Source organism: Achromobacter sp. 2789STDY5608621, assembly GCF_001299375.1.
GTDB classification, from domain to species: domain Bacteria; phylum Pseudomonadota; class Gammaproteobacteria; order Burkholderiales; family Burkholderiaceae_B; genus Achromobacter; species Achromobacter insuavis.
In genome coordinates this window covers 17,122-41,701 of sequence record NZ_CYTU01000047.1, presented here as the reverse complement: position 1 = coordinate 41,701, position 24,580 = coordinate 17,122, and the positions used below count along the sequence as shown (strand labels likewise).

At 67.9% G+C, this 24,580-nt stretch carries 25 protein-coding genes; 23 read left to right on the top strand and 2 right to left on the bottom strand.

Going from position 1 to position 24,580, the window contains the following annotated elements; genetic code table 11:
• The 11 genes from AOZ53_RS34870 to AOZ53_RS27745 all read left to right on the top strand — a co-directional run.
• Nucleotides 1-434 (top strand): hypothetical protein (locus tag AOZ53_RS34870; RefSeq protein WP_054490231.1); only part of this gene is annotated, 434 nt, incomplete at its 5' end.
• A gap of 358 nt (nt 435-792) precedes the next feature.
• Nucleotides 793-1,989 carry an urea ABC transporter substrate-binding protein gene (urtA, locus tag AOZ53_RS27790; protein WP_054490230.1) on the top strand — a complete coding sequence of 399 codons (1,197 nt, stop codon included), beginning with the start codon at nt 793-795 and terminating at the stop codon, nt 1,987-1,989.
• Between the two features lie 64 nt (nt 1,990-2,053).
• Nucleotides 2,054-2,962 (top strand): urea ABC transporter permease subunit UrtB, encoded by a 909-nt coding sequence (gene urtB / locus AOZ53_RS27785; protein ID WP_156333554.1) that lies wholly within the window; start codon nt 2,054-2,056, stop codon nt 2,960-2,962.
• Nucleotides 2,963-2,966: 4 nt separating this feature from the next.
• Nucleotides 2,967-4,013 carry an urea ABC transporter permease subunit UrtC gene (urtC, locus tag AOZ53_RS27780; protein ID WP_054434872.1) on the top strand — a complete coding sequence of 349 codons (1,047 nt, stop codon included), beginning with the start codon at nt 2,967-2,969 and terminating at the stop codon, nt 4,011-4,013.
• A gap of 32 nt (nt 4,014-4,045) precedes the next feature.
• The gene (gene urtD / locus AOZ53_RS27775; protein ID WP_082380629.1) at nt 4,046-4,807 is read left to right on the top strand and encodes an urea ABC transporter ATP-binding protein UrtD; all 762 of its coding nucleotides are present in this window, start codon (nt 4,046-4,048) and stop codon (nt 4,805-4,807) included.
• A gap of 13 nt (nt 4,808-4,820) precedes the next feature.
• Nucleotides 4,821-5,510, top strand: a complete 690-nt coding sequence (gene urtE, locus AOZ53_RS27770) for an urea ABC transporter ATP-binding subunit UrtE (RefSeq protein WP_054479299.1) — start codon at nt 4,821-4,823, stop codon at nt 5,508-5,510.
• A 25-nt stretch (nt 5,511-5,535) separates the two neighbouring features.
• On the top strand, nt 5,536-6,573 hold the full coding sequence (locus AOZ53_RS27765; protein ID WP_054434868.1) for an aliphatic amidase: 1,038 nt from the start codon (nt 5,536-5,538) through the stop codon (nt 6,571-6,573).
• Between the two features lie 61 nt (nt 6,574-6,634).
• The gene (locus AOZ53_RS27760) at nt 6,635-7,441 is read left to right on the top strand and encodes a CbbQ/NirQ/NorQ/GpvN family protein (protein WP_180189120.1); all 807 of its coding nucleotides are present in this window, start codon (nt 6,635-6,637) and stop codon (nt 7,439-7,441) included.
• 2 nt (nt 7,442-7,443) lie between these two features.
• Nucleotides 7,444-9,171, top strand: a complete 1,728-nt coding sequence (locus AOZ53_RS27755; RefSeq protein ID WP_231690699.1) for a nitric oxide reductase activation protein NorD — start codon at nt 7,444-7,446, stop codon at nt 9,169-9,171.
• A gap of 91 nt (nt 9,172-9,262) precedes the next feature.
• The gene (locus AOZ53_RS27750) at nt 9,263-10,417 is read left to right on the top strand and encodes a transporter substrate-binding domain-containing protein (protein ID WP_054434864.1); all 1,155 of its coding nucleotides are present in this window, start codon (nt 9,263-9,265) and stop codon (nt 10,415-10,417) included.
• Between the two features lie 29 nt (nt 10,418-10,446).
• Nucleotides 10,447-11,046: an ANTAR domain-containing response regulator gene (locus tag AOZ53_RS27745; protein WP_082380628.1), complete on the top strand. Its 600-nt coding sequence runs from the start codon at nt 10,447-10,449 to the stop codon at nt 11,044-11,046.
• A gap of 3 nt (nt 11,047-11,049) precedes the next feature.
• Here AOZ53_RS27745 and AOZ53_RS27740 read toward each other — a convergent pair whose 3' ends face one another.
• Nucleotides 11,050-11,811, bottom strand: a complete 762-nt coding sequence (locus AOZ53_RS27740; RefSeq protein WP_054434862.1) for a maleate cis-trans isomerase family protein — start codon at nt 11,809-11,811, stop codon at nt 11,050-11,052.
• Nucleotides 11,812-11,937: 126 nt separating this feature from the next.
• Here AOZ53_RS27740 and AOZ53_RS27735 point away from each other — a divergent pair, with 126 nt between their 5' ends.
• The 5 genes from AOZ53_RS27735 to AOZ53_RS27715 all read left to right on the top strand — a co-directional run bounded on the left by AOZ53_RS27735 (nt 11,938) and on the right by AOZ53_RS27715 (nt 16,323).
• Complete coding sequence (locus AOZ53_RS27735; RefSeq protein WP_054490233.1) at nt 11,938-12,828, top strand: LysR substrate-binding domain-containing protein; 891 nt, start codon at nt 11,938-11,940, stop codon at nt 12,826-12,828.
• 124 nt (nt 12,829-12,952) lie between these two features.
• Nucleotides 12,953-13,921: a Bug family tripartite tricarboxylate transporter substrate binding protein gene (locus AOZ53_RS27730; RefSeq protein ID WP_054434859.1), complete on the top strand. Its 969-nt coding sequence runs from the start codon at nt 12,953-12,955 to the stop codon at nt 13,919-13,921.
• Nucleotides 13,922-14,587 (top strand): 3-oxoacid CoA-transferase subunit A, encoded by a 666-nt coding sequence (locus AOZ53_RS27725; RefSeq protein ID WP_054434857.1) that lies wholly within the window; start codon nt 13,922-13,924, stop codon nt 14,585-14,587.
• Nucleotide 14,588: 1 nt separating this feature from the next.
• Complete coding sequence (locus AOZ53_RS27720) at nt 14,589-15,293, top strand: 3-oxoacid CoA-transferase subunit B (RefSeq protein WP_054434855.1); 705 nt, start codon at nt 14,589-14,591, stop codon at nt 15,291-15,293.
• 37 nt (nt 15,294-15,330) lie between these two features.
• On the top strand, nt 15,331-16,323 hold the full coding sequence (locus AOZ53_RS27715) for a Bug family tripartite tricarboxylate transporter substrate binding protein (protein WP_054479286.1): 993 nt from the start codon (nt 15,331-15,333) through the stop codon (nt 16,321-16,323).
• A 444-nt stretch (nt 16,324-16,767) separates the two neighbouring features.
• On the opposite strand, the gene AOZ53_RS27710 is transcribed toward AOZ53_RS27715, so the two are convergent.
• Nucleotides 16,768-18,555, bottom strand: a complete 1,788-nt coding sequence (locus AOZ53_RS27710; RefSeq protein WP_054490226.1) for a M61 family metallopeptidase — start codon at nt 18,553-18,555, stop codon at nt 16,768-16,770.
• Between the two features lie 39 nt (nt 18,556-18,594).
• Between AOZ53_RS27710 and AOZ53_RS27705 the strand changes: the two genes are divergently transcribed.
• The 7 genes from AOZ53_RS27705 to AOZ53_RS27675 all read left to right on the top strand — a co-directional run bounded on the left by AOZ53_RS27705 (nt 18,595) and on the right by AOZ53_RS27675 (nt 24,565).
• Entirely contained in the window at nt 18,595-19,371 is a 777-nt protein-coding gene (locus tag AOZ53_RS27705; RefSeq protein WP_006392527.1) for an enoyl-CoA hydratase, read from the top strand.
• 263 nt (nt 19,372-19,634) lie between these two features.
• Complete coding sequence (locus AOZ53_RS27700) at nt 19,635-21,197, top strand: DUF1254 domain-containing protein (protein ID WP_054479475.1); 1,563 nt, start codon at nt 19,635-19,637, stop codon at nt 21,195-21,197.
• 457 nt (nt 21,198-21,654) lie between these two features.
• Entirely contained in the window at nt 21,655-22,068 is a 414-nt protein-coding gene (locus AOZ53_RS27695) for an ATP synthase subunit I (protein WP_006392529.1), read from the top strand.
• An 87-nt stretch (nt 22,069-22,155) separates the two neighbouring features.
• On the top strand, nt 22,156-23,037 hold the full coding sequence (atpB, locus tag AOZ53_RS27690) for a F0F1 ATP synthase subunit A (protein ID WP_054434848.1): 882 nt from the start codon (nt 22,156-22,158) through the stop codon (nt 23,035-23,037).
• A gap of 120 nt (nt 23,038-23,157) precedes the next feature.
• Nucleotides 23,158-23,400, top strand: a complete 243-nt coding sequence (gene atpE, locus AOZ53_RS27685; RefSeq protein ID WP_003815363.1) for a F0F1 ATP synthase subunit C — start codon at nt 23,158-23,160, stop codon at nt 23,398-23,400.
• Between the two features lie 142 nt (nt 23,401-23,542).
• Entirely contained in the window at nt 23,543-24,013 is a 471-nt protein-coding gene (locus AOZ53_RS27680) for a F0F1 ATP synthase subunit B (RefSeq protein ID WP_006227275.1), read from the top strand.
• Nucleotides 24,014-24,025: 12 nt separating this feature from the next.
• Nucleotides 24,026-24,565, top strand: a complete 540-nt coding sequence (locus AOZ53_RS27675) for a F0F1 ATP synthase subunit delta (protein WP_006392531.1) — start codon at nt 24,026-24,028, stop codon at nt 24,563-24,565.
• Nucleotides 24,566-24,580: the final 15 nt, after the last annotated feature.

The window sequence follows — 24,580 nt, the reverse complement described above, 5'->3', positions numbered from 1 at the left end:
AAGCCGCGCCCGCCTGGGCCGCCGGCGAGTACCGTTGGACCCTGGACGACCGCAACGGCGAACCGCCCTACACCTTGCGGCTGTACGTGCAGCCGCTGCCATCGGGCGACTACGCGCTGACCGGCAGCCTGCTGCTGGACGACGCCGAACTCGGCGCCCACGGCTCGGCGCGGCTGCGCGACGGCAAGCTGGTGCTGGACCTGATCGCCAGCGGCGGCGTGCTGCAGGCGCCGATGGACGAGGGCAAGCGCCGTCTCTATCCCAAGGGCAAGGCGCCCGCGCGGGTGGACTCGGCCGGCTTCGCGACGATGCGCGCGCTGCTCGATCCGCAATCGCTCGAAGGCGTGGTGCAGCGCTACCAGACCAACGTCGTCACCGGCCACCACGTGCAGGGGCCGATGTACGCCAACAGCGTGATCCGCCGTATGCCCTAGTCCGGCCGCGAGGCCGCGTCCGGTAAGGGAAAATACGCATGGCATGAGGCCGTGCGCTTCTTCAGAATGCCTTCCAGACGCAAGATCGTCTTCCAATTTTCGCCGACTGCCAGTGTTGCCAGTCAGGCGTGGGGCAAAAAGGCCCGAGCCGGAGTTTCCGGCTCGGGCCTTTTCGTTTTCCGTTTGCACATCGTCTTCTTTCGAATGGCGCAACGACGCGCCGTGGGCGGAGCTTTGCCCGAAGCAAGGTGCATGACGGTCGGACGGTTGTCGTCGTGATGTGGCTGCCTCTGGTGACCGCCCAATCCCGGGCGGCCAGGCCGCAGGCTTGCCTTCGGAAACGCACAGGAGCGTATCGATGAGCGCATACAACCGCCGCCGCTTTTTGCAGCACAGTGGTTCCATGGTCCTGCTGGGCGCCACGTCGGGGATGGCCGCATTGCCCCGCGCCGCGTTCGCGCAGGACGCCACCGTGAAACTTGGCCTGCTGCATTCGCTGTCGGGCACCATCGCCATCGCCGAGGCGTCGCTGGTGGATGCCGAGAAACTGGCGATCGAGGAGATCAACGCCGCGGGCGGCGTGATGGGCCGCAAGATCGAGCCGGTGGTCGAGGACGGCGCCAGCGAGAACGCCGTGTTCGCCGAGAAGGCGCGCAAGCTGCTGGACCGCGACAAGGTGGCGGCCATCGTCGGCTGCTACACCTCGGCCTCGCGCAAGGCGCTGCTGCCGGTGCTGGCGCGCAGCAAGGGCCTGTTGTACTACCCGACCTACTACGAAGGGCAGGAGCAGGATGCGCGCGTGTTCTACCCGTCGCAGGAGGCCACGCAGTCGGTGATCGCGGCGGTCGAGTGGATGGCGCGCGAGAAGGGCAAGACGTTCTTTCTGGTGGGCTCGGACTACATCTATCCGCGCACCTGCAACAAGATCGCCAAGCCGGCCATCGCGCACATGGGCGCCAAGGTGGTGGGCGAGGAATACGCGCCGCTCGGGCACACCGAGTTCTCGTCCATCATCAACAAGATCAAGGCCGCCAAGCCGGAGTGCATCTACAGCACGGTGGTGGGCGGTTCCAACGTGGCCTTCTACAAGCAGCTGCGCGCGGCCGGACTGGACGGCACGCGCGTGGTGCTGCTGTCCACCGTGGTGTCCGAGAACGAGATCGAGGGCATCGGCAAGGACAACGCGGCCGGCTACTACGCCTGCATGGGCTATTTCCAGAGCCTGAAGAATCCGGCCAACGAGAAATTCGTCAAGGCCTTCAAGGCCAAATACGGGCAGGACCGCGTCATCGGCGACCCGATGGAGGTGGCCTACAACAGCGTCCACCTGTGGAAGCTGGGCGTGGAGAAGGCCGGTTCGTTCGATCCCGACAAGGTCATCGCGGCCTCGGCCGGCCTGACGCTGGAGGCGCCCGAGGGCACGGTGCGGGTGCACGAGAAGAACCACCACGTCTGGAAGAAGGTGCGGGTGGGCCGCGCGCGGCCCGACGGCCAGTTCGACGTGGTGTGGGAATCGGCCGACCTGATCGAACCCAATCCCTTCCCGAAGCTGTAGGCCGGGCCCGCAGGACGCCGGCGGCCGCGCCGCCGGCGGTGGCAACGCGACATGGAACGCGATCATGAACATCGACATCGACATCGCCGCAATGCAGCTTTTCAACGGGATCAGCCTGTTCAGCATTCTGCTGCTGATGGCGATCGGCCTGGCCGTGGTGTTCGGCCTGATGGGCGTCATCAACATGGCGCACGGCGAACTGATGGCCATGGGCGCCTACACCACCTACCTGGTGTCGGTGGCGTTCCAGCACTGGGCGCCGGGGTGGATGGACATCTATCTGTTCGTGGCGATTCCGCTGGCGTTCCTGGTGACTTCGGCATTCGGCTACCTGCTGGAGCGCGGCTTCATCCGCTGGTTCTACAACCGGCCGCTGGACACGCTGCTGGCGACCTGGGGCCTGAGCCTGATCCTGCAGCAGGCCTACCGCTCGATCTTCGGCGCGCAGGAGGTCAGCGTGCCGCTGGCGTCTTGGCTGAGCGGGGCGTGGGAGCCGACGCCCGACCTGCAGTTTCCGCTGAACCGCATCTTCATCCTGGGCCTGACGCTGCTGGTGGCGATCGGCGTCTACCTGCTGCTGTACCGCAGCGCCTGGGGCCTGCGGGTGCGCGCGGTGACGCAGAACCGCGCCATGGCGGGGGCCGTCGGCATCAACACGCGGCGGGTCGACGCGCTGACGTTCGCGCTGGGCTCGGGCCTGGCCGGCATCGCGGGCTGCGTCTTCACCATGATCGGCTCGACCAACCCCGGCACGGGGCAGCTGTACATCGTCGATTCCTTCATCGTGGTGGTGTTCGGCGGCGTGCAGAGCCTGCTGGGCACGGCGTTCTCTGGGCTGGCGATCGCGCAGTCGCAGACCACGCTGGAATACCTGATGAGCGGCTCGATGGCCAAGGTCACCATCCTGGTGCTGGTGATCGTGGTGCTGTACTTCCGCCCCAACGGGCTGTTCGCCACCAAGACGCGAGGATGACGCGATGAAGGCATTGCACCGCAGGACCGAAGAGATCGCGCTGGCGCTGGTGGCGCTGCTGATCCTGGCCGTGTTGCCGCTGACGCTGGATCCGTTCCGGCTCAACCTGGTCGGCAAGTACATGGCGTTCGCCTTCGTCGCCATCGGCATCGTGCTGACCTGGGGCTACAGCGGCGTGCTGAGCCTGGGGCAGGGCATCTTCTTCGGCCTGGGCGGCTACATGATGGCCATGTTCCTGAAGCTGGAGGCGTCCGCGCCCGACCTGCCCGATTTCATGGTGTGGAGCAGCGTCGACAGCCTGCCGGTCTGGTGGCTGCCGTTCCATTCGCTGGGCTGGACGCTGCTGCTGATCGTGGCCTTGCCCGGGCTGGCGGCGTACCTGTTCTCGCTGGCGATCTTCCGCAAGCGGGTCAGCGGCGTGTACTTCGCCATCGTGACGCTGGCGCTGGCCATGACGCTGACGGTGCTCATCATCGGCCAGCAGGGCGACACCGGCGGCGCCAACGGCATCACCGATTTCCGCACGCTGCTGGGCTGGGACATCGTCGGCGATGACGGCAAGCTGGTGCTGTACCTGATCGAGGCGGCGGCCCTGACGCTGGCCATGCTGGCGGCGCTGGCGATCGTGCGCAGCCGGCTGGGCAAGATCCTCATCGCCATCCGCGACCGCGAGGACCGCGTGCGCTTCTCCGGCTACGACACGGCGCACGTGAAGGCCTGCGTGTTCTGCGTGGCGGCGGTGTTGTCGTCCATCGGCGGCGCGTTCTTCACCTTGCAGGTGGGGCTGATCTCGCCGGGGGCCATCGGCGTGGTGGCGTCGATCGAGATGGTGATCTTTGCCGCGGTCGGCGGCCGGCTGTCGATCCCGGGCGCGGTGGTCGGCGCGCTGCTGATCGGCTTTCTCAAATCCTATCTGTCCGAGACCTTCCCCGAGATCTGGCTGTATTTCCTGGGCGCGATCTTCATCGTTGTGGTGGTCGCCATGCCCAACGGCCTGGCCGGCGTGATCAGCCAGCTGCAGGCGCGCCGCGCCGCCGGAGGTGCGCGATGAGCGGCGCCCTGGATCTGACGGAGTCCCCCGCCATGGACATGCGCATCGACCGCCCCAGCGCCGGCGCCATCCTGAGCGTCGAGGACCTGACCGTGTCGTTCGACGGCTTTCGCGCCGTCGACGGCCTGAGCCTGAGCGTGGCGCAGGACGAGCTGCGCGTCATCATCGGCCCCAACGGCGCCGGCAAGACCACCCTGCTGGACATCATCTGCGGCAAGACCCGGCCGTCCGCCGGCCGGGTCATGTTCGAGGGCCGCGACCTGGTGCGCGTGGCCGAGTTCGACATCGTGCGCGCCGGAGTCGGCCGCAAGTTCCAGACGCCGTCGGTGTACGAAGACCTGACGGTGCTGGAGAACTTCGAGATCTCGCTGCCGAACGCGCATGGCGTGCTCCGTTCATTGCGGTTTCGCCGCACCGGCGAGGTGCGCGCCCGCATCGAGGCGATGGCGGCGCAGGTGTTCCTGGCCGACCGGCTGCTGGAAAAGGCCGGCCGCCTGAGCCACGGCCAGAAGCAGTGGCTGGAGATCGGCATGCTGCTGATGCAGGCGCCGCGCCTGCTGCTGCTGGACGAGCCGGTGGCCGGCATGAGTCCGCGCGAACGCGAGCAGACCGCCGAACTGCTGGCGCGCATCGCGCGCGGCAAGTCGGTGGTGGTGATCGAGCATGACATGGACTTCGTCAAGCGCATCGCCCACAAGGTCACCGTGCTGCACCAGGGCCGCCTGCTGAGCGAGGGCAGCGTGGCCGAGGTGCAGGCCGATCCGCGCGTGCTCGACGTATACCTCGGCCATTGACAGGGAGACCTCCGTGTTCCGCATCGACAAGTTGAATGTGAGCTACGGCGAATCGCATGTCATCCGCGACGTGAGCTTCGAGGTCGCGCCGGGTGAATCGGTGGCCATCATGGGCCGCAACGGCATGGGCAAGACCACCTTGCTCAAGGCGCTGATCGGCATGCTGCGTTCCGGTTCCGGCAGCATCCGGCTCGATGACGCCGAGCTGTCCGGACTGGAGAGCTACCAGCGGGTGCGCAACGGCCTGGCCTTCGTGCCGCAGGGGCGCATGATCTTTCCGTTCCTGACGGTCGAGCAGAACATCATGGCCGGCGCCGAGCGCAGCGGACTGAAGGCGGTGCCGGACTACCTGTACCGCTTCTTTCCGGTGCTGCAGGAGATGCGCCGGCGCAAGGGCGGCAACCTGTCGGGCGGGCAACAGCAGCAGCTGGCGATCGCCCGCGCGCTGATCTCCAATCCGCGGGTGCTGATCCTGGACGAACCGACCGAGGGCATCCAGCCTTCCATCATCAAGGACATCGCGCGGGCGCTGAACGCGCTGCGCGAGGAGCGCGGCTTCGCCATCGTCGTCTCCGAACAGATGCTGGGCTTCGCGCTCGACCTGGCCGACCGCTTCCTGGTCATCGACCGGGGCCGCATCGTGCACGAGGCCGGCCGGGCCGGCGTGGACCAGGACAAGATCAGGTCTTTCCTGACGGTATGACCGTCAACCAACGAGGAGCATTGTCATGAGACACGGAGATATCTCCAGCAGCAACGATTGCGTGGGCGTGGCCGTCGTGAACTACAAGATGCCGCGCCTGCACACCAAGGCCGAGGTGATGGACAACGCCCGCAAGATCGCCGACATGGTGGTGGGCATGAAGCGCGGCCTGCCCGGCATGGACCTGGTCATCTTCCCCGAGTACTCGACCCACGGCATCATGTACGACGCCAAGGAGATGTACGACACCGCCTCGGCCATTCCCGGCGAGGAGACCGCCGTGTTCGCCGACGCCTGCCGCCGCGCCAACGTCTGGGGCGTGTTCTCGCTGACCGGCGAGCGCCACGAGGAACATCCCAACAAGGCGCCCTACAACACGCTGATCCTGATGAACAACCAGGGCGAGATCGTGCAGAAGTACCGCAAGATCATGCCGTGGGTGCCGATCGAGGGCTGGTACCCGGGCGACTGCACCTACGTGTCGGAGGGCCCCAAGGGCCTGAAGATCAGCCTCATCATCTGCGACGACGGCAACTATCCCGAGATCTGGCGCGACTGCGCCATGCGCGGCGCCGAGCTGATCGTGCGCTGCCAGGGCTACATGTACCCGGCCAAGGACCAGCAGGTGATGGTGTCCAAGGCCATGGCGTGGATGAACAACGTCTACGTGGCGGTGGCCAACGCCGCCGGCTTCGACGGGGTGTACTCGTACTTCGGCCATTCCGCCATCATCGGCTTCGACGGCCGCACGCTGGGCGAATGCGGCGAAGAGGAAATGGGCATCCAGTACGCCGAGCTGTCCACCAGCCTGATCCGCGACGCGCGCAAGAACATGCAGTCGCAGAACCACCTGTTCAAGCTGGTGCACCGCGGCTACACCGGCAAGATCAATTCCGGCGAGGAGGCCACCGGCGTCGCCGCCTGCCCCTACAACTTCTACGCCAACTGGATCAACGACCCGGAGGGCACGCGCAAGCAGGTCGAGTCGTTCACGCGCTCGACCGTGGGCACGCCGGAATGCCCGATCGACGGCATTCCCAACGAGGCGCCGCAACACCGCTAGTTCCCTTTCGTTCGCCAGGTCCGGCCGCGCGCCGGCCGGACCGCTGCACAGGACCCGTACCGTGGCCGCTCCGCTCGACTCCTACCGGATTGCGCAAGAACCGTACTACCGTCCCAGTGGCCGGGAGGCCGAGCTGTACGCGCATGCCTATGCGCACCGGCTGCCGCTGATCCTGAAAGGCCCCACCGGCTGCGGCAAGACGCGCTTCGTGGAATACATGGCCTGGAAGCTCGGCCGGCCCCTGGTGACGCTGGCCTGCAATGAGGACATGACCGCCTCCGACCTGGTCGGCCGCTACCTGCTGGACGCCGACGGCACCGCCTGGCACGACGGCCCGCTGACGCTGGCGGTGCGCCACGGCGGCATCTGCTACCTGGATGAAGTGGTCGAGGCGCGCCAGGACACCACGGTGGTGATCCATCCGCTGACCGACGCGCGCCGCATCCTGCCGCTGGACAAGAAGGGCGAGGTGGTCCACGCCCATCCCGACTTCCAGCTGGTGGTGTCGTACAACCCCGGCTACCAGAGCAGCGCCAAGGACCTCAAGCCGTCGACGCGGCAGCGCTTTGTCGCGCTGGATTTCGACTATCCCGACGCCGAGCACGAAGCGGCGATCGTGGCGCACGAGGCCGGCATCGACGCCGGCCTGGCGCGCCGGCTGGTGCGCATCGCGCACAGTTCGCGCGAGCTCAAGCACCATGGCCTGGACGAGGGCGTGTCGACCCGTATGCTGATCTACGCCGGCGTGCTGATCCGCGACGGCGTCAGTCCGGCCGAGAGCTGCGACATGACCATGACCCGCGCCCTGACCGACGATCCCGACATGGCGGCGGCGTTGCGGGCGCTGATCGACGCCAACCTGGAATGACGATGCGCGGCCTGCATTCGCCGGGGCAAGGGGAGGGCGCGGCGGTCGCGCGCGTGCGTTCGGCCGCGCGAGATCCCGCCGAGCCGGAACTGTCGTGGCTGTTGTGCGGCCTGGCCGGGCGCGCCATGGCGGTCGAGTCGCTGGATCCGGCGGCGGCCGGCGCGTCGCCGCGGCCGGTGCTGACGGCCACGCATCTGTTGCTGCCGGCGGGCGCGCCGGGTGAGCCGGTGGCGGGCGCCACGGCGCGCGTCGATGCGCCGGACGCCGCCGCGCTGCGCCGCGCCGCCGTGGCCCACGCGGCCGCGCACCTGCTGTATTCACCGGCCGCCCAACCCGTGGCCAGCCTCAAGCCGATGGGCCTGGCGGTGGTGTCCGCCGTCGAGGACGCACGCGTGGAGCGCGTGCTGGCGGCGCTGTATCCCGGCGTGCGGCGCTGGTTCCGTCCGTTCATCCCGCCGCCGCCCGATCCGACCGATCTGAGCTTTACCGCGCTGGTGCGGCGCCTGTGCCGCCTGCTGATGGATCCCGCGCTGCGCGACGACAACCATTGGGTCAACAAGGCGCGCGACCTGTTCGAGGCGCAGGCCGCGGCCGACCTGGCGGACATCGCCGCCTTCCGCCGACTGGCCTCGCTGCTGGCCAACGACCTGGGCCAGATGCGGGTGCGCTTCAACCCGCTGCAGTACGTGGTGCCGGTGGCCTACCGCGACGACAACAGCTACCTGTGGGACTACGGCGACGCCGCCGAGCCGCCGCCCGCGCTGGCCCTGGGCAGCCAGGGCGCGGCGCCGCAGGCGCGCGAGGCGGCGCCGGGCGAGACCCAGGCGGAATCCGATGAGGACGTCGAGCTGGGCCGCTACGGCTATCCGGAATGGGACTACCGGCTGGCGCGCGGCCGGCCGGACTGGTGCACCGTGATCGAACGCCTGCCCGGCTGGCGCGCCGACGCCGCGCCGTTGGCGGGATTGCGCCCGCCGCGGCTGGCGCTGCCGCGCGCGCGCCGCCTGGACCGGGCGCGGCGCCTGCGGCGGCAATGGGAGGGCGATGACATCGACCTGAACGCCGCCATCGAAGTCATGATCGACCGGCGCCTGGACCTGGCGCCGGACGCGCGTTTCTTCCAGCGGCCGGGCAGCCAGCCCGGCGTCTGCAGCACGCTGGTGCTGCTGGACCTGTCGGCCTCGGCCAACGACCCGGCGCCGCAGGACGGCGTCACCGTGCTCGACCTGGAAAAGCGCGCGGCCGCGCTGCTGGTGGGCGCCGTGGCCGAGAGCGGTGACCGCATCGCGGTGCACGGCTTCTGTTCGGACACGCGCGCGGCCGTTCACTACTACCGCCTGCTGGATGCCGGCGCGCCGCCCACGGACGCGGCCCTGGGCCGCATCGCGGCGGCCCGGGCCCGCTATTCCACGCGCCTGGGCGCGGCGCTGCGCCATGCCGGCGAGCTGGCGCTGCGCGCGCCCGGCGAACGCCGCGCCCTGATCGTCGTCACCGACGGCGCGCCGTCCGATATCGACGTGCACGACCCGCGCTACCTGGTGGAAGACGCGCGCGAAGCGGTGCTGGCGCTGCGCCGCCGCGGCCTGCGGGTGCAATGCGTGGCGCTGGACGCGAAAGCCGAACCCCAGTTGCGGGCGATGTTCGGATTCCGCGGCTACCGCATCGTGCTGAACGCGGCCGCGTTGCCGGCCGCGCTGGCCCATGGCTACAGCCGCGCGACGCTTGGCTGACCCCCAGGAATCCACGTGTTGACGCCGCGCGCGCCTATGCTGAAACTGATCACCTCGACCGATTGACCTCTGTGCGGCGGCTGCTCCGACCATGGCAAACAAAGATCCTATCCGCGTGGGCGTGTTGTTCTCTGAAACGGGGGCCACATCGACCATAGGCCGTTCCCAGTTGCAGGGCACGCTCCTGGCGATCGACGAGATCAACGAGGCCGGCGGCGTCGACGGCCGCGAGATCGTGCCGGTGCGCTACGACCCGCGTTCCGACCCGGCCACCTACAGCGTGCTGGCCGAACGGCTGATCACCCAGGACCGCGTCAACGTCATCTTCGGCTGCTACATGTCCAGCAGCCGCAAGGCGGTGCTGCCGGTGGTCGAGAAATGGAACCGGCTGCTGTTCTACCCGACGCTGTACGAGGGCTTCGAGTTCTCCAACAACATCATCTACACCGGCGCCGCGCCCAACCAGAACAGCGTGCAGCTGGCGGAATTCATGACCGCCAACTTCGGCGCCCGCGTCTACCTGATCGGCTCGGACTACATCTATCCCTACGAGTCCAACCGCATCATGCGCGAGCTGGTGCTGCAGCGGCAGGACAGCGCCAAGCTGGGCGAACGCTATGTGCCGCTGACCGCGACCGAGCGCGACTACCGCGAGATCCTCGACGACATCCGCAACAAGCGGCCGGACTTCATCTTCTCGACCGTGGTGGGCAACTCCACCGCCTGCCTGTACCGCGCCTACGCCGACGCCGGCTTCGATCCCAAGACCATGCCGATCGCCAGCCTGACCACCTCCGAGGCCGAGATCTCGCAGATGGAGCCCGAGGTGGCCGCCGGGCATTTCACGTCGGCGCCGTATTTCCAGTCGATCGACTCCGAGGTCAACCACCGTTGCCTCGAACGGCTGCGGCGGCGCTTCGGCCAGGACTGCGTGCCCAACCTGTGCTGGGAGGCCGCGTACTTCCAGATGCACATCTTCGCCAACGCCTACCGCGACACCGGCACCGACGAGATCGCGCAGATCCTGCCGCGCGTGCTGCAAAGCGAATTCCAGGCGCCGCAGGGCCGCGTGCGCATCGATCCCACCAACCACCACACCTGCCTCTATCCGCGGGTGGGGCGGGTCAACGGCAAGGGCCAGTTCACCATCGTGCGCGAGGCCACCCGGCCGGTGCATCCCGATCCGTACCTGGTCACCCATTCGCTGGGCGACTGGACGGCGACCCTGAGCTCGCTGGAGATCTGACGGTGGAGCCGGCCAGCCGCCTGCGCGTGATGCGCGCGACGCCTTCGTTGCTCAAGGACCTGCGCACCCTGCGTATCGCCGTCTACCACCCGGACGACGCCGATGGCAGGCAGCTGACGCAGCAGCTGCAGCGCATCGGCTGTCAGGTGCAGACCTTCTGGCCGCCCGCGCCGACCCTGCCCGAGGGGCTGGACGCGGTGTTCCTGGCGGTGCGGCCGGACGTCATCGACCTGGGCTTCGAATGGGCCAAGAGTGACGACGCGCCGATGGTCATCGCCATCGTCACCTACGAGAACCCGACCATCGTCGAGGCGGTGCTGCGCATCGGCGCCAAGGCGGTGCTGCCGTCGCCGGTGAGATCGTTCGGCCTCTTGTCCACCCTGGTGGTGGCGCGGCAGGTCGACGACGACATCCGTTCGCACGCGCGCCGGCTGCGCAAGCTCGAAGGCAAGCTGCTGGGCGCGCGCCGCATCGCCGAAGCCAAGAGCATCCTGATGCGCACGCGCAACGTGACGGAAGGGCAGGCCTACGACCTGATCCGAGAACAGGCCATGAACAAGCGCGTCACCACCGAGGAAATCGCCGGCGCCATCGTCAACGCCAACGAGATCCTGTCGCTTGGCAAATAGCGCTCAGTACTTGCCGGTCAGCAGTTCGCCGGCGTCGGGCACGCGCGTTTCCAGGTCCAGCACCTTGAGCATGCGATAGACCGTGGCCGCGGCGGCGGTCACCACCGGCAGGCCCAGGCGGTCCTGCACCGGCTGGATCGACGCCAGCGACGGCATCTGCACGCAGGCCGACAGCACCACGGCGTCGACGCCGCGCGTGTCCAGGCGCGCGACATGGCTGGCGGGCGCCATCGGGTCCTGCGCGCCCACTTTCAGGTTGTCGGCGATCTCCAGCGACAGGCTGTCGTGCACCTCGATGCCTTCGTGCTCGATGTAGTCCACCACCAGCTTGGTCAGCGGCTTCATGTAGGGCGTCAGGATCGCGACCTTGCGCGCGCCGATGGCGTGCAGGCCCTCGACCAGCGCGCCGGCGCTGGAGACGATGGGCGCGGGCGCGCCGTTGTCCACTGTGGCCTGGTGCAGCCGTTCCTGCGAGGCGCGGTGGTAGCCCAGGCCCTGCGCCATGATGGCCACCAGGCAGGCGTAGCCCAGCACGTCGACGCGCGCGTCCGACAGTTCCTGCGCGCAGCGGTCGGACTCGCGGTCCATCGAGGCCAGCTCGGCCGCCGTCACCTGCTTCATGCGCATGCGGCTGGAGTGGAAGGTGAAGCGTTCGGGCGCGATGGTCTCGCGCCGGCGCAGCATGGCGGGGATCTCCGTTTCCATGGTGGTGTTGGAACTGGGAACGATCTGGCCGATGCGCAGGACGCGGGGCGACTGGGTCATGGCGGGTCTCCGGTAAGCGTTGTCTGCGCCCGGGTGGACGCGAGAAGCCGATTCTGCTCGCCGCGAACGATAGTTTCCAATATAGTTTTTGTCTGGTTTCATATCTTTCGCAAATCATTGGCCGCCATGGAAATCCGCCAACTCCGTTATTTCGCCGTGCTGGCCGAAGAGCTCAACTTCACCCGCGCCGCCGCCCGGCTGCATATCTCGCAGCCGCCGCTGAGCCTGCAGATCGCCCAGCTCGAACGCGAGCTGGAGGTCAGGCTGTTTGACCGCACCAACCGGCGGGTGACGCTGACCGAGGCCGGCGCCGCGTTCCTGAACGACGTGCGCGCCACGCTCGCCGGCCTCAAGGACGCCACGGTGCGGGCGCGCGCCGTCGACCAGGGCAGGGCGGGGCGGGTCGAGATCGGCCTGTCAGGCTCGCACTTCCTGGGGCCGGTGCCGGCGCTGATCGCGCGTCATGCGCAGACCCACCCGCAGGTGTCGGTGCTGCTCAACGAGATGAATCCCGCCGCGCAGCTGGACGCGGTGCGCGGCCACCGGATCGACGTCAGCATCTCGCGCACCGCCGTGGACGACGACGAACTGCAATCGCTGGCGCTGTGGCCCGATCCGGTGGTGGCGGCCCTGCCGCCCGGGCACCGCCTGGCCGGGCGCAAGCGCCTGGCGCTGGCCGACCTCAGGCAGGACGCGTTCGTGATGCTGCGCACCGAGACCTCGGCCTTCGCCCGCGAGTTGGCCGATACCTGCGCCCGCGCCGGCCTGTCGCAATCGGTGGCGCAGCGCGTGGCCGAAGTGCCGGCGCAGCTGGCGCTGGTGGCGGCCGGGCTGGGCGTGGCCCTGGTGCCGGCCTCGGCGTGCGGCCATTTCGGCGCGCGCATCGTGGTGTGCGCGCTGCCGGCCGCGGTCGGCAGCGGCACGGTCTACGCGGTCACGCGGCGCGACGACGGCAACCGCGCGCTGCAGGCGTTCCTGCGCACGGCGGCGCAGATCGCGGCACGCCCGCCGCGCTGAAACGATGCGCTCTTTTGCGCAGGCGAAGCCGCTCCTCCAGATTCCGGAATAGGCATTTCGCGGCATCGCGGCCACACTCTCCCGCACAAGTTGATTCGCACCAGGATCACGCAGGGAGACAAGCATGCCGCACCCGCAACGCTGGCTGGCCGCCAGCGCGCTGTCGCTCGCCATGGCGGGTCCCGCCCTGGCGGCGTGGCCCGAACGGCCCATCACCCTCATCGTGCCGGCTTCGCCCGGCGGCACCACCGACATCGCGGCGCGCCTGATCGCCGACAAGCTGGCCACGAAGCTGGGCCAGCAGGTCATCGTCGAGAACCGCGCCGGCGCCGCCGGCATCATCGGCGCGCAGACCCTGGCGCGCGCCAAGCCTGACGGCTACACGGTGCTGATGGGCAACATCGGCCCCAACGCCATCAACTACGCGCTCTACAAGACGCTGCCCTACAAGCCGGCCGACTTCGCGCCGGTGACGCTGGTGATTTCCGTGCCCAACGTGCTGGTGGTCAACGAGGCCTCGCCCGCGCACAGCGTGGCCGACCTGCTGGCGCTGGCGCGGCGGGACCCGGGCAAGGTGTCGTTCGGCAGCTCGGGCAGCGGCCAGTCGCCGCACCTGTCGGCCGAGCTGTTCAAGCAGCGCGCCGGCATCGGCGGCACGCACGTGCCCTACAAGGGCGCGGGCCCGGCGGTGGCGGCGCTGCTGGGCCAGCAGTTCACCTTCATGATCGACAACCTGCCCAGCTCCATGCCCTATATCCAGTCGGGCAAGCTGCGCGCGCTGGCCGTCACCAGCGCGCGGCGGCTGGCGGAATTGCCCGACGTGCCGACGATGGCCGAGGCCGGCGTGCCCGACATGGTCGTCACCGCCTGGTTCGGCCTGGTGGCGCCGGCCGGCACGCCCGCCACCGTCGTCGACACGCTCTATGCCGCCACCCGCGACGTGGTGCGCAGCCCCGATATCGCCGAGCGCTTCCGCGCCATGGGCGGGCAGGCCGGCGGCAACACGCCGGCCGAGTTCGCCGCCTTCATCGACCAGGAACGCACGCGCTGGAAACAGATCGTGGACGCTGCGGGCATCGCGCAGGAGCAATAAGTGATCGACAAGATTCAGGCTTGCATGAGGGACGCCGTGGCCGTCATTCCCGACGGCGCCAGCGTGCTGGTGGGCGGCTTCGGCGAGGCTGGCGTGCCGTACGAACTGCTGCACTGCCTGGCCGAGCTGGGCCGGCGCGACCTGACCCTCATCGCCAACAACGCCGGCACCCATGACCGCGGCATCGCCGCGCTGCTCAACCGGCGGCAGGTGCGCAAGATCATCTGCTCGCATCCGCGCCCGCCCAATTCCGAGGCCTTCGCCCGCGCCTTCCGCGCCGGCGAGGTGGAACTGGAATGCGTGCCGCAGGGCACCCTGGCCGAGCGCCTGCGCGCGGCCGGCGCCGGCCTGGGGCCGTTCTACACGCCCACCGGCTACGGCACCGAGCTGGCGCAGGGCCGCCGCCAGGAGGTGATCGACGGCGTCGGCTACGTGCTGGAACAGCCGCTGCGCGGCGACTACGCGCTGATCCGCGCGTACCAGGGCGACCGCTGGGGCAACCTGATGTACCGCCATGCCGCGCGCAATTTCAATCCGGTGATGTGCATGGCCGCCGGCCACGCCATCGCCCAGGTCGACGAGGTCGTGCCGCTGGGCGCCTTCACGCCCGAGCACATCATGACGCCCGGCCTGTTCGTGAAAACCGTGGTGCGGGTGGAGACCTGACATGCCGACGATCACCCCCATGACCCGCCAGCAGGTCGCGCAACTGCTGGCCGGCGATATCCCCGACGGCTCGGTCGTCAACCTCGGCATCGGCATGCCGACCCTGGTCGGCGACTACCTGCCGCCTGACAAGGACATCCTCTTGCACAGCGAGAACGGCATCACCGGCATGGGGCCCGCCGCGGCCGGCGACGCCGTCGATCCGGACCTCATCAACGCCAGCCGGCAGCCCATCACCCTGCTGCCGGGCGCTTCCATCACCGAGCACACCGTGTCGTTCGCCATGATGCGCGGCGGCCACCTCGACTACGCCGTGCTCGGCGCCTTCCAGGTCTCGGAACGCGGCGACCTGGCCAACTGGAAGACCGACGCGGCCGACGCCATTCCCGCCGTCGGCGGCGCCATGGACCTGGCGGTCGGCGCGCGCCAGGTGCTGGCCATGATGGAACACCGCGGCCGCGACGGCGCGCCCAAGATCCTGCGCCAGTGCCGCTACCCGTTGACGGGCGCGGGCGTGGTCACCCGCATCTACACCGACCTGGCCGTGATCGACGTCACGCCCGACGGCCTGCGCGTGCACGCCATGCTGCAGGGCGTCAGCGCCGAGGCGCTGCAGGCCGCCACCGAAGCGCCCTTGCGGTTTGCCGACACGCCATCGGTCATCGCGCTCGATGCCGCCGGCGCGCCGCGCTACGTCAGGGGCTGAGGCAACCCGCCCTGTCCGAGCCATTCCGGAGTCCGCCATGCACCGTCCCGTCCTAGCCGTCCTGGCAACCGCCAGCCTGTTGTTCGCCGCGGCGACGACCGTCCGCGCACAGCCCGCGGCGGCAACACCCGCCGGCGCCTACCCCGACAAGCCCATCACGCTGCTGATCCCGTACCCGCCCGGCGGCAGCGCCGACATCCTGGCCCGCCCGCTCGGCGCGGCCCTGCAGAAGAAATGGAACCAGCCCGTGGTGCTGGAATACAAGCCCGGCGCCGGCGGCGCCATCGCCTCGTCGCAACTGGCACGCGCCAGGCCCGACGGCTACACCCTGCTGATGGTCCTGGCCGCCCACGCCATCAACCCCAGTCTCTACCCCTCGCTGCCCTACGACACCCGCCGCGACTTCGCCCCGGTCTCCCTGGTGGCGACCCTGCCCATGCTGGTCTCGGCCCCGCTGTCCACGCCCGCCAACAGCATCCCCGAACTCATCGCCTACGCCAAACAGCATCCCGGCAAGCTCAGCTTCGCCTCCGCCGGCAACGGCAACACCAGCCACCTGGCCGCCGAAATCTTCAAGCACCGCACCGGCACCGACATGCTGCACGTCCCCTACAAAGGCAGCGGCCCCGCCGTCGTCGCCCTGCTGGGCGGCGAAGTCTCGCTGATGTTCGACAGCATCTCGACCTCGCTGCCCCAGGTCCAGTCCGGCAAACTCAAGGCCCTGGCCGTCACCGGCGAACACCGCTCCCCCTTGCTGCCCGACGTTCCCACCGTCGCCGAAGCCGTCCCCGGCTTCGTCATCAACGGCTGGTACGGCATCCTGGCCCCCGCCGACACGCCACCCGCCATCCTCGACACCCTCAGCACCGCCATCGCCGCCGCCATCAACACCCCCGACCTGAAGGCCCAGCTGAACAGCTACGGCTACGAAACCGTAGGCTCCACCCCCGCCGCCTTCGCCGACCACATCGCCAAGGAACTCGACACCTGGAAACAAGCCGTCGAAGTCTCCGGCGCCAAACTGAACTGACCCGGCAGGGCGCCTGGCGCCCACCGCGCGCAACCGGAAAAACCACCGCGCGCGCGACAGCGTCATCACAAATCGCAAGACACCACGTAAGCCGCAAAAGGCCGCCCGCGCGGCCGTCTTGCGGCGGGCCCCGCAAGACCCTCTCACCCCGCACCTTGATGGCAAAAAACGCCAAGCAAACAGCTCGCCCCAACAGCGGCCGTTAAGTCTCAACGCGAGCGTGTGGCGGGGCAGGCGGGGGAGGGCGGGGCGTGTAGATGCGCCCGAGGGAATCCGTAGGCAGCCGAAGGCGGACGAGGATGACAACGGGGCAGTCCGGAGCGAACGCTCCGGACCGCAATCGTAGCCCCGTCCTCCCCCGCCTGCCCCGCCACACGCGCCTCAAGAACCCCACCGCCCCAATACAAAAAGGGCCTTCCCAAAAGAAGGCCCTAAAAAAACAACCTACCCAAACGACAACACACAATCCAGCGCCTCAGGCTCACTCAACCGAACCTGAAATCCCCTCAACTCATCCCGCCTGAACACATGCACGTCGACGCGATCCCCCGCCCGGTACTGCCCCAGCAGCACCTCCACGCCGGCAGCCCCTTCGACCTTCAGCCCATCGATCGCCACCAGCACATCCCCGGCTGACAACCCACCCTTGTGTCCCGCGCCACCTTCCAGCACCGTCGCCAATACCAGCGACTCGCCCTGCTTGCGCGTGCGCACATCCAGCGAAGGAATATTGACCGAAGGCTTCCACTGCAGCTTGATTCCCTGCGGCGCCAGCAGCTCCGCCAGCGGCACATCCGCCGTTCCATAGGCATGCCGCGCAATGAAGCGCCGCGCGTCCACGTCCGTCGCCTCCTTGATCAGCGCCGGCAGCCCATCTTCCGCCAGCCCCTGCGCCTTGCCGCGATAGAAATCGCGCCCATAGCGCTGCCACAGCAGGCGCATCACATCATCGAGCGAATGCGTGCCCGCCGACTCCTGCCGGATCAGCAGGTCCAGCCCCAGCGCCACCAGCGCGCCCTTGGTGTAGTAGCTCACCAGCGCATTGGGCGAATTCTCGTCCTGCTTGTAATAGCGCGTCCACGCGTCGAACGAGCTTTCCGCCACCGATTGCTTGTGCCGCCCCGGCGTGCGCGCGACGCTGGTGATGGTCTTGGCCAGCAGGCGCAGGTAATCGTTCTGCGTGATGGCGTTGGAACGCAGCAGCAGCAGATCGTCGTAATAGGACGTGAAGCCTTCGAACACCCACAGCAGCCGCGTCAGGTCCGGCTGCGCCAGGTTATAGGGCACGAACGCCTGCGGCTTGATGCGCTTGACGTTCCAGGTGTGGAAATACTCGTGGCTCACCAGCCCCAGGAAGCCGCGGTAGCCTTCGCCCTGGCCCTGCTGGCCCAGCACCGGCAGGTCCTTGCGCGCCGTCATCAGCGCCGTGCTGGCGCGGTGCTCCAGGCCGCCGTAGCCATCGCCCGTCACCATCGTCATGAAGACATAGCGGTCGGCGCTGTCCAGGAACGGCGCGCGCTTGCTGCGCGGCTCGAAGAAGGCGATCTGGGTTTCGCAGATCTTGCGCACGTCGGCCGTGATGCGGGCCAGGTCCAGGTTGGGCGCCACGCCCGTGAACACCAGTTCGTGCTCGGCGCCATGCGCCGTGAAGCTGGCCACCTGCGGCGTGCCCATCTCGACCGGATGGTCGATCAGCGCGTCGTAGTCCGGCGCCAGGTACAGGCCGAAGCCGTGGCGCCGCGCCGCGCCCTTGTGGCCGCGGGCCTCGGGCAGGCTGGTGTAGACCTTCCAGCCCTCGATGCCGCGCGGCGGCGCCAGGTCCACCAGGCAGGGCAGGTGGTCCTGGCCATGCACGCGCAGGAACACGCTGGTGCCGTTGAAGAAACCGTGGGTCTCGTCCAGGTGCGCGCCGCGCACCGACAGGTCCCACGCATAGACCGTGTACTCGATCCGCAGCGGGCCGTCGCAGGGCGCGGCCTGCCAGGTGTGATTGTCTATTTTGTCGACAACCACGCGCCGGCTGCCCGAATAGGCCGCCACCGACTCGATCTGGCGCGAGAAATCGCGGATCAGGTAGCTGCCCGGAATCCAGGCCGGCAGCGATAGCCGCTGGCCTTCCGGCGCGGGCGTCTGGACGGTTAGGGTTATCCGGTAGCGGTGGCCGGCGGGGTCGTGCGGCGCAAGGCGGTAAAGTACGGGGAAAGACACGGGGAAAGCGGCAGTTTTTTCCATCCGTATATCTTATTTCATCCCATCCTCTGGAGACAGGTAATGAGCGAGTCGTTTGTGCTGGTCGAAACCCGCGGCCGCGTCGGTCTGCTGACGCTGAACCGCCCCAAGGCGCTCAATGCGCTCAACGATCAACTGATGAACGAGCTCGGGGCGGCGCTGCTGGCTTTCGAGGCGGATGCCGACATCGGCGCCGTGGTCATCACGGGCAGCGAAAAGGCCTTCGCCGCCGGCGCCGACATCGGCGCCATGAAAGACTGGTCCTACATGGACGTCTACGGCAGCGAATACATCACGCGCAACTGGGAAACGCTCAAGCGCATCCGCAAGCCCGTGATCGCCGCGGTCGGCGGCTACGCGCTGGGCGGCGGCTGCGAGCTGGCCATGATGTGCGACATCATCATCGCCGCCGACACCGCCAAGTTCGGCCAGCCGGAAATCAAGCTGGGCGTCATCCCCGGCGCCGGCGGCACGCAGCGCCTGCCGCGCGCGGTGGGCAAGGCCAAGGCCATGGACATGGCCCTGACCGCCCGCATGATGGGCGCCGAGGAAGCCGAGCGCGCCGGCCTGGTGTCTCGCGTGGTGCCGGCCGACAAGCTGATGGACGAGGCCCTGGAGGCCGCCACCGTGATCGCCTCGATGTCGCTGCCGTCGGTCATGATGGCCAAGGAATGCGTCAACCGCGCCTTCGAGGGATCGCTCAACGAAGGCCTGCTGTTCGAGCGCCGCGTGTTCCATTCGCTGTTCGCGACCGAGGACCAGAAGGAAGGCATGGCCGCTTTCACCGAGAAGCGCAAACCGGACTTCAAACACCGTTAAACCTTGTTACGCCCCTGCCGGCCCGCCGGCCGGGGCATGAAACGTCCCCACGCGCCCATCACGGGCGCGTTTTTTCTTGCGCCGCCCGGGGAGGGCGCGCGTTGCGCCTTGAAACTTTTGGGCAGCACCTTGTTGCAGTGTTCGGCCCTATCCTGAAAAGGCGTCACTCAAAAAGAAGAGGTGCCGCGCCAGAGAGGCTTGCCCGAACTGGTAAGCCCATGCGCGGCGGCTCGCCTGCAAACAATAGCAACAAGGAGCCTTGCATGCGTACTTCCCCTTTTACTCGCCGGTGCTCCGCCGCCGCGCTCGCGGGCGCCTTGAGCGTCTGCTTCGTGACCGCCACGCAAGCGCAATCGCCGCGACCGTCGATGCGGCTGGTGTCTGAAACGCCGTACCCCGCCGCCGCCGCGCCCGCGCCGCAGATGAGCGCGCAGGAACTGCGCGACATCGCGATCGACGCCTACGTCTACGCCTATCCGATGGTGGTGATGGAACTGGCGCGGCGCAAGGCCACTGCGGTGCAGTCGCCGCTGGAAGGCAAGGCGCCCGTCAACCAGTTCGGCCACAAGGCCGCCTTCCCCGACCCGCGCGCGGCCGACACGCCCTGGCCCAGCGCCGACGCGCTGTATTCGAGCCTGTGGTTCGATGTCTCGCGCGCGCCGCTGATCGTGCGCCTGCCCGACACCGGCAACCGCTACACCGTGCTGTCGGCGCTGGATATGTGGAGCGACGTGTTCGCCTCGCGCGGCACGCGCACCAACGGCCCCGGCGCGCAGTCGTTCGCCATCGTCGGCCCCAATTGGGACGGCGTGCCGCCGCCGGGCGTGGACCTGATCCGCAGCCCCACCTCGACCGGCTGGCTGATCGGCTGGACCCAGGCCGGCGGCCCGCAGGACTACGCCGCGGTCAATCAGATCCAGGCCAACATGTCGGCCAGCCCGATGGTGGCGCCGGTGGCGCCCGTGCCCGGCCGCCATCGCGGTCCCGGCAGCGCCACGCCCTATCCGCAGACCGGTCCGGGCGTGGGCACGGCCCCGATTGGCAGCGATGTGCCGATGCCCATGTCCACGCCCGTGGCGGTAGGCGAGGGCACGCCGGCCGAGCAGGTCGCGGGCATGGACGCGGCATCGTTCTTCACGCTGTTCTTCGACGTCATGCGCAACAATCCGCCGCATGCCAACGACACGCCGATCCTGGACCGCATGCGCCGCATCGGCCTGGACAACCGCCAGCCGTTCTCGTATGGCCGCCTCAGCCCCGCCGTGCAGCAGGCCCTGACCGAGGCGCAGCCGCTGGCTGGCCGCCGCATCGCCGACGGCGTCTCGCGCCTGGCCACGCCGATGAACGGCTGGAACACCGTGCTCACCGGCATCGGCACCTATGGCACGGACTACACGCGCCGCGCCGCCATCGCCTACGCCGGGCTGGGCGCGCCGACCGCGGAAGACGTGCTCTATCCGGTCACCGTCGCCGACAGCAAGGGCCGCGCGCTCAGCTCGAACGAGGACTACGTGCTGCATTTCGAGAAGGGCCAGTTGCCGCCGGCCAACGCCTTCTGGTCGCTGCATGTCTATAACGACAAGCACGGCTTCGCCGACAACCCGGCCAACCGCTATGCGCTGCGCAGCACCGACGGCCTGAAGTACAACGCCGACGGCTCGCTGGACATCTACATCCAGCGCCGCGATCCGGGCGAGCGCAAGCGCGCCAACTGGCTGGCGACGCCGGCCGCCGACGGCCCGTTCCTGCTCAGCATGCGCCTGTACTGGCCGCAGGACGTCGCGCTCGACGGTCTGTGGGCGCCGCCGCCGGTCAAGCGCGACTGACCGATCCGACGCCGCGCGGCCGCCGCCGGCGCGCGACCAACGGCCCCGCGAGGGGCCGTTTTTCTTCGCCGCGGCGCCGGCCGCGGGATCAGCGGCGCGCCGACGGCCTTCCCGATTTCGCGTCCCCAATTTTCACGCCGCGGGTCCGCCCGGCGGGCGCTGTTGTCGCCTTACAAACCGCCGAAAGTTCATTTGCTCGGGTAAAAAGAATCACGCTATACTCTGCGGGTTTGACGCTTGCGGGATAAGAACACATGGCAGGGATTTCGCCAGGGTTCTGACAGGGGCAAGGCTGGCGGTATAAGGCTTTAAGCGGGGAAGTTTGATGCAGCAGAACACAGTGCGGCACGAACCTGCGCGCGATTGGGACGAGAAAACCCGGGATCAGTCCTGTGGAATGGATCAGTCCCTTGCGCAACAGGGCGAAGCACGCCAGGTTCTGGCGGATCAGGATCCGGTGGACCGGGTGCTGGTTCTCAGCGACGCGGACCGCGCGGCGCTGAATGCGCAGGCTGGCCGCGGACTCTTGTTGGCACTGGCGGCGCAAGGCGCCATGGGGCTCGCAGCAGCAGTAATAGCGGGGGTTGTCGGAGGGGCGGCGGCAGGTTGGTCGGCGCTGGCGGGGGCAGGAGCGTATTTCATACCCAATGCGTTGTTCGCATTGCGCCTGGCTGTCAGTGTTCGGGCCGGTAAGGCCAGTCCCTTTACCTTTCTCTCTGGTGAGTTGATCAAGTTGTTCGCAACGGCGTTGCTGTTGTGGCTGCTTTCGCGTGTGGCGCAGGACAGCATCGTCTGGCCCGCCGCGCTGCTGGGTCTGATACTCACCCTGAAGGGATATCTCCTGCTTTTGATGTTCCGCAAGTTGTCATAGCGCTGCCGGTTGGGTTACGGCAAACGGAATCGTGGAATCGTCCGGCTCGCAAGGGCTCGGGCATACAGCAAATAGGGTAGGATTCAAATGGCTGCTGCCAGCGACGTGTCGCCTCAGTCCGCGTATATTCAGCATCACCTGGTGCATCTGAACAATACGGGCGAGAAACAGAGCGCAATTGCTCAGTTCGACATCATCAATTACGACTCGTTGTTCTGGTCCGGCCTGACGGGTCTGATCGTCATCTTCTTCCTGTGGCGCGCCGCCAGCCGCGCGACCGCCGGCGTTCCGGGCCGCTTCCAGGCCTTCGTGGAAATGATCGTCGACATGGTCGACGATCAGGCCAAGGGCATCGTCCACAACGCCAAGAGCCGCCTCTTCATCGCTCCGCTCGCGCTCACCGTGTTCCTCTGGATCATCCTGATGAACGCTCTGGACTTGCTGCCCGTCGACCTGCTGCCGTCGATCTGGCGCTGGACCGGCCTGGGCGCGCACCACGGCGACCCCCTCTACTACCACCGCGTGCTGCCGACGGCCGACCTGAACGTGCCGATGGGCATGTCGCTGGGCGTGCTGCTGCTGATGTTCTACTACGGCATCAAGATCAAGCACCCGGGCGGCTTCGTCAAGGAACTGTTCACCGCGCCGTTCCACGCGCACGGTATCGGCGCCATCGTCCTGGCCCCGTTCAACCTGCTGCTGAACCTGATCGAATACGCCGCCAAGTCCGTGTCGCTGGGCATGCGGTTGTTCGGCAACATGTTCGCCGGCGAATTGATTTTCATGCTGATCGCCCTCTTGGGCGGTGCCTGGACCGGTTTCAACGGCGCCAGCATCGGCTTGGGAATCGGCCACGTGCTGGCCGGCTCGATCTGGGCCATCTTCCACATCCTGATCGTGTTGCTCCAGGCCTTCATCTTCATGATGCTGACCCTGGTGTATCTCGGCCAGGCGCACGAAGGCCACTGATCCCCCGAATTTCCGGCGTCGGCCTCCCGGCCGGCGCTGGATAGCAAGATCATCTTGCATTGAGCAGTACCACCATTCTTTTTTGTTTTTTGACTTCAGATTTCTAACCAAGGAGTTGTCATGACCAACGTCGCTTTCGTTGCTCTCGCTTGCGGTCTTATCATCGGTCTGGGCGCTATCGGCGCTTGCATCGGCATCGCACTGATGGGCGGCAAATACCTGGAAGCTTCGGCTCGTCAGCCTGAACTGATGAACGCTCTGCAAACCAAGATGTTCCTGCTGGCTGGCCTGATCGACGCGGCATTCCTGATCGGCGTGGGTATCGCCATGCTGTTCGCCTTCGCCAACCCGTTCGTCGGCTAAGGCACGCCCGCCGGCGAAAAGGCGGGTCATGACGCTGGCGGCGATGAGGGCTTGAGCCCCGTCGCCGGTCAGCAAAGTATCGAGTGCTCCGCGTTGCCCGTCCCGGGTGCCGTCGGAGCCGCAAGGTGTTAAAGGAACGACCGTGAATCTGAACGCGACGATCATTTTCCAGATGCTCGTGTTCTTCGTTCTGGGCTGGTTCACGATGAAATTCGTGTGGCCTCCTCTGACGAAGGCGATGGACGAGCGCCGCCAAAAAATCGCCGACGGCCTTGCCGCCGCGGAGAAGGGCAAGGCCGATCTGGCCCAGGCCCAGGCGCGCGTCAGTCTGATCGAGGCTTCTGCCAAGTCCGAAAACCACGCCCGCATCATCGAGGCCGAGAAGCAAGCCGCCTCCCTGATCGAGCAGGCCCGCCGTGAAGCGGAAGCCGAGCGTGCCCGCATCGTGGCGCAAGCTGCACAGGATGCCGCGCAGGAAGTCCAGCGCGCCCGTGATTCGCTGCGCGACGACGTCGCCGCGCTGGCCGTCAAGGGTGCTGAACAGATCCTCAAGCGCGAGGTTGACGCCCGCGCCCACGCCGAGCTGCTGAACCAGCTTCGCGCGCAGCTTTAATCCGGGACCGTCATGGCTGAACTTTCCACTGTTGCCAGGCCGTACGCCGAAGCCTTGTTCGCCGCCGCGCGCGACGACAAGGCCGGCCTGCAGGCTTGGGCCGACCTGGTCAGCGAGCTGTCGCAGGTCGCCTCCAACCCCGACGTGCGCGAGGCCATGGCCGACCCGCGTCTGGGCGACAAGCAGCGCGTCGAGCTGTTCACTGGCCTGGTAAAGGCCGAACTGCCCCAGGCCGCCCGCAATTTCATCGAGCTGCTGGTCGAAAACGACCGGCTGCTGCTGCTGCCCGAGATCGCCACGCAATTCGTGGTGCTGCGGAACCGTCACGACGGCACGGCGCAGGCGGAAATCACCAGCGCGTTCGAGCTGAGCGATGCCCAGGTCCAAGAACTGGTCGCCGGTCTCGAGAAGAAATTCGGCCTGAAGCTCAAGCCCGTCGTCACCGTCGACCAGTCGTTGATCGGCGGCGTGCGCGTGGCCGTCGGGGACCAGGTGCTCGATACTTCCGTACAAGCCCAATTGGCCCGCATGCGCGATACGCTCGCCGCTTAAAGGCAGCACTAACAG

Bases quoted from the DNA above. Each gene is read 5' to 3' on its own strand.
- AOZ53_RS27705 (WP_006392527.1), top strand. From the start codon at position 18,595: ATGAGCGAGTCGTTTGTGCTGGTCGAAACCCGCGGCCGCGTCGGTCTG.
- AOZ53_RS27700 (WP_054479475.1), top strand. From the start codon at position 19,635: ATGCGTACTTCCCCTTTTACTCGCCGGTGCTCCGCCGCCGCGCTCGCG.
- AOZ53_RS27715 (WP_054479286.1), top strand. From the start codon at position 15,331: ATGCACCGTCCCGTCCTAGCCGTCCTGGCAACCGCCAGCCTGTTGTTC.
- AOZ53_RS27720 (WP_054434855.1), top strand. From the start codon at position 14,589: ATGCCGACGATCACCCCCATGACCCGCCAGCAGGTCGCGCAACTGCTG.
- urtB (WP_156333554.1), top strand. From the start codon at position 2,054: ATGAACATCGACATCGACATCGCCGCAATGCAGCTTTTCAACGGGATC.
- AOZ53_RS27730 (WP_054434859.1), top strand. From the start codon at position 12,953: ATGCCGCACCCGCAACGCTGGCTGGCCGCCAGCGCGCTGTCGCTCGCC.
- AOZ53_RS27755 (WP_231690699.1), top strand. From the start codon at position 7,444: ATGCGCGGCCTGCATTCGCCGGGGCAAGGGGAGGGCGCGGCGGTCGCG.
- urtA (WP_054490230.1), top strand. From the start codon at position 793: ATGAGCGCATACAACCGCCGCCGCTTTTTGCAGCACAGTGGTTCCATG.
- AOZ53_RS27735 (WP_054490233.1), top strand. From the start codon at position 11,938: ATGGAAATCCGCCAACTCCGTTATTTCGCCGTGCTGGCCGAAGAGCTC.
- urtC (WP_054434872.1), top strand. From the start codon at position 2,967: ATGAAGGCATTGCACCGCAGGACCGAAGAGATCGCGCTGGCGCTGGTG.
- AOZ53_RS27745 (WP_082380628.1), top strand. From the start codon at position 10,447: ATGCGCGCGACGCCTTCGTTGCTCAAGGACCTGCGCACCCTGCGTATC.
- atpE (WP_003815363.1), top strand. From the start codon at position 23,158: ATGACCAACGTCGCTTTCGTTGCTCTCGCTTGCGGTCTTATCATCGGT.
- AOZ53_RS27710 (WP_054490226.1), bottom strand. From the start codon at position 18,555: ATGGAAAAAACTGCCGCTTTCCCCGTGTCTTTCCCCGTACTTTACCGC.
- AOZ53_RS27765 (WP_054434868.1), top strand. From the start codon at position 5,536: ATGAGACACGGAGATATCTCCAGCAGCAACGATTGCGTGGGCGTGGCC.
- urtD (WP_082380629.1), top strand. From the start codon at position 4,046: ATGGACATGCGCATCGACCGCCCCAGCGCCGGCGCCATCCTGAGCGTC.
- atpB (WP_054434848.1), top strand. From the start codon at position 22,156: ATGGCTGCTGCCAGCGACGTGTCGCCTCAGTCCGCGTATATTCAGCAT.
- AOZ53_RS27740 (WP_054434862.1), bottom strand. From the start codon at position 11,811: ATGACCCAGTCGCCCCGCGTCCTGCGCATCGGCCAGATCGTTCCCAGT.
- AOZ53_RS27750 (WP_054434864.1), top strand. From the start codon at position 9,263: ATGGCAAACAAAGATCCTATCCGCGTGGGCGTGTTGTTCTCTGAAACG.
- AOZ53_RS27675 (WP_006392531.1), top strand. From the start codon at position 24,026: ATGGCTGAACTTTCCACTGTTGCCAGGCCGTACGCCGAAGCCTTGTTC.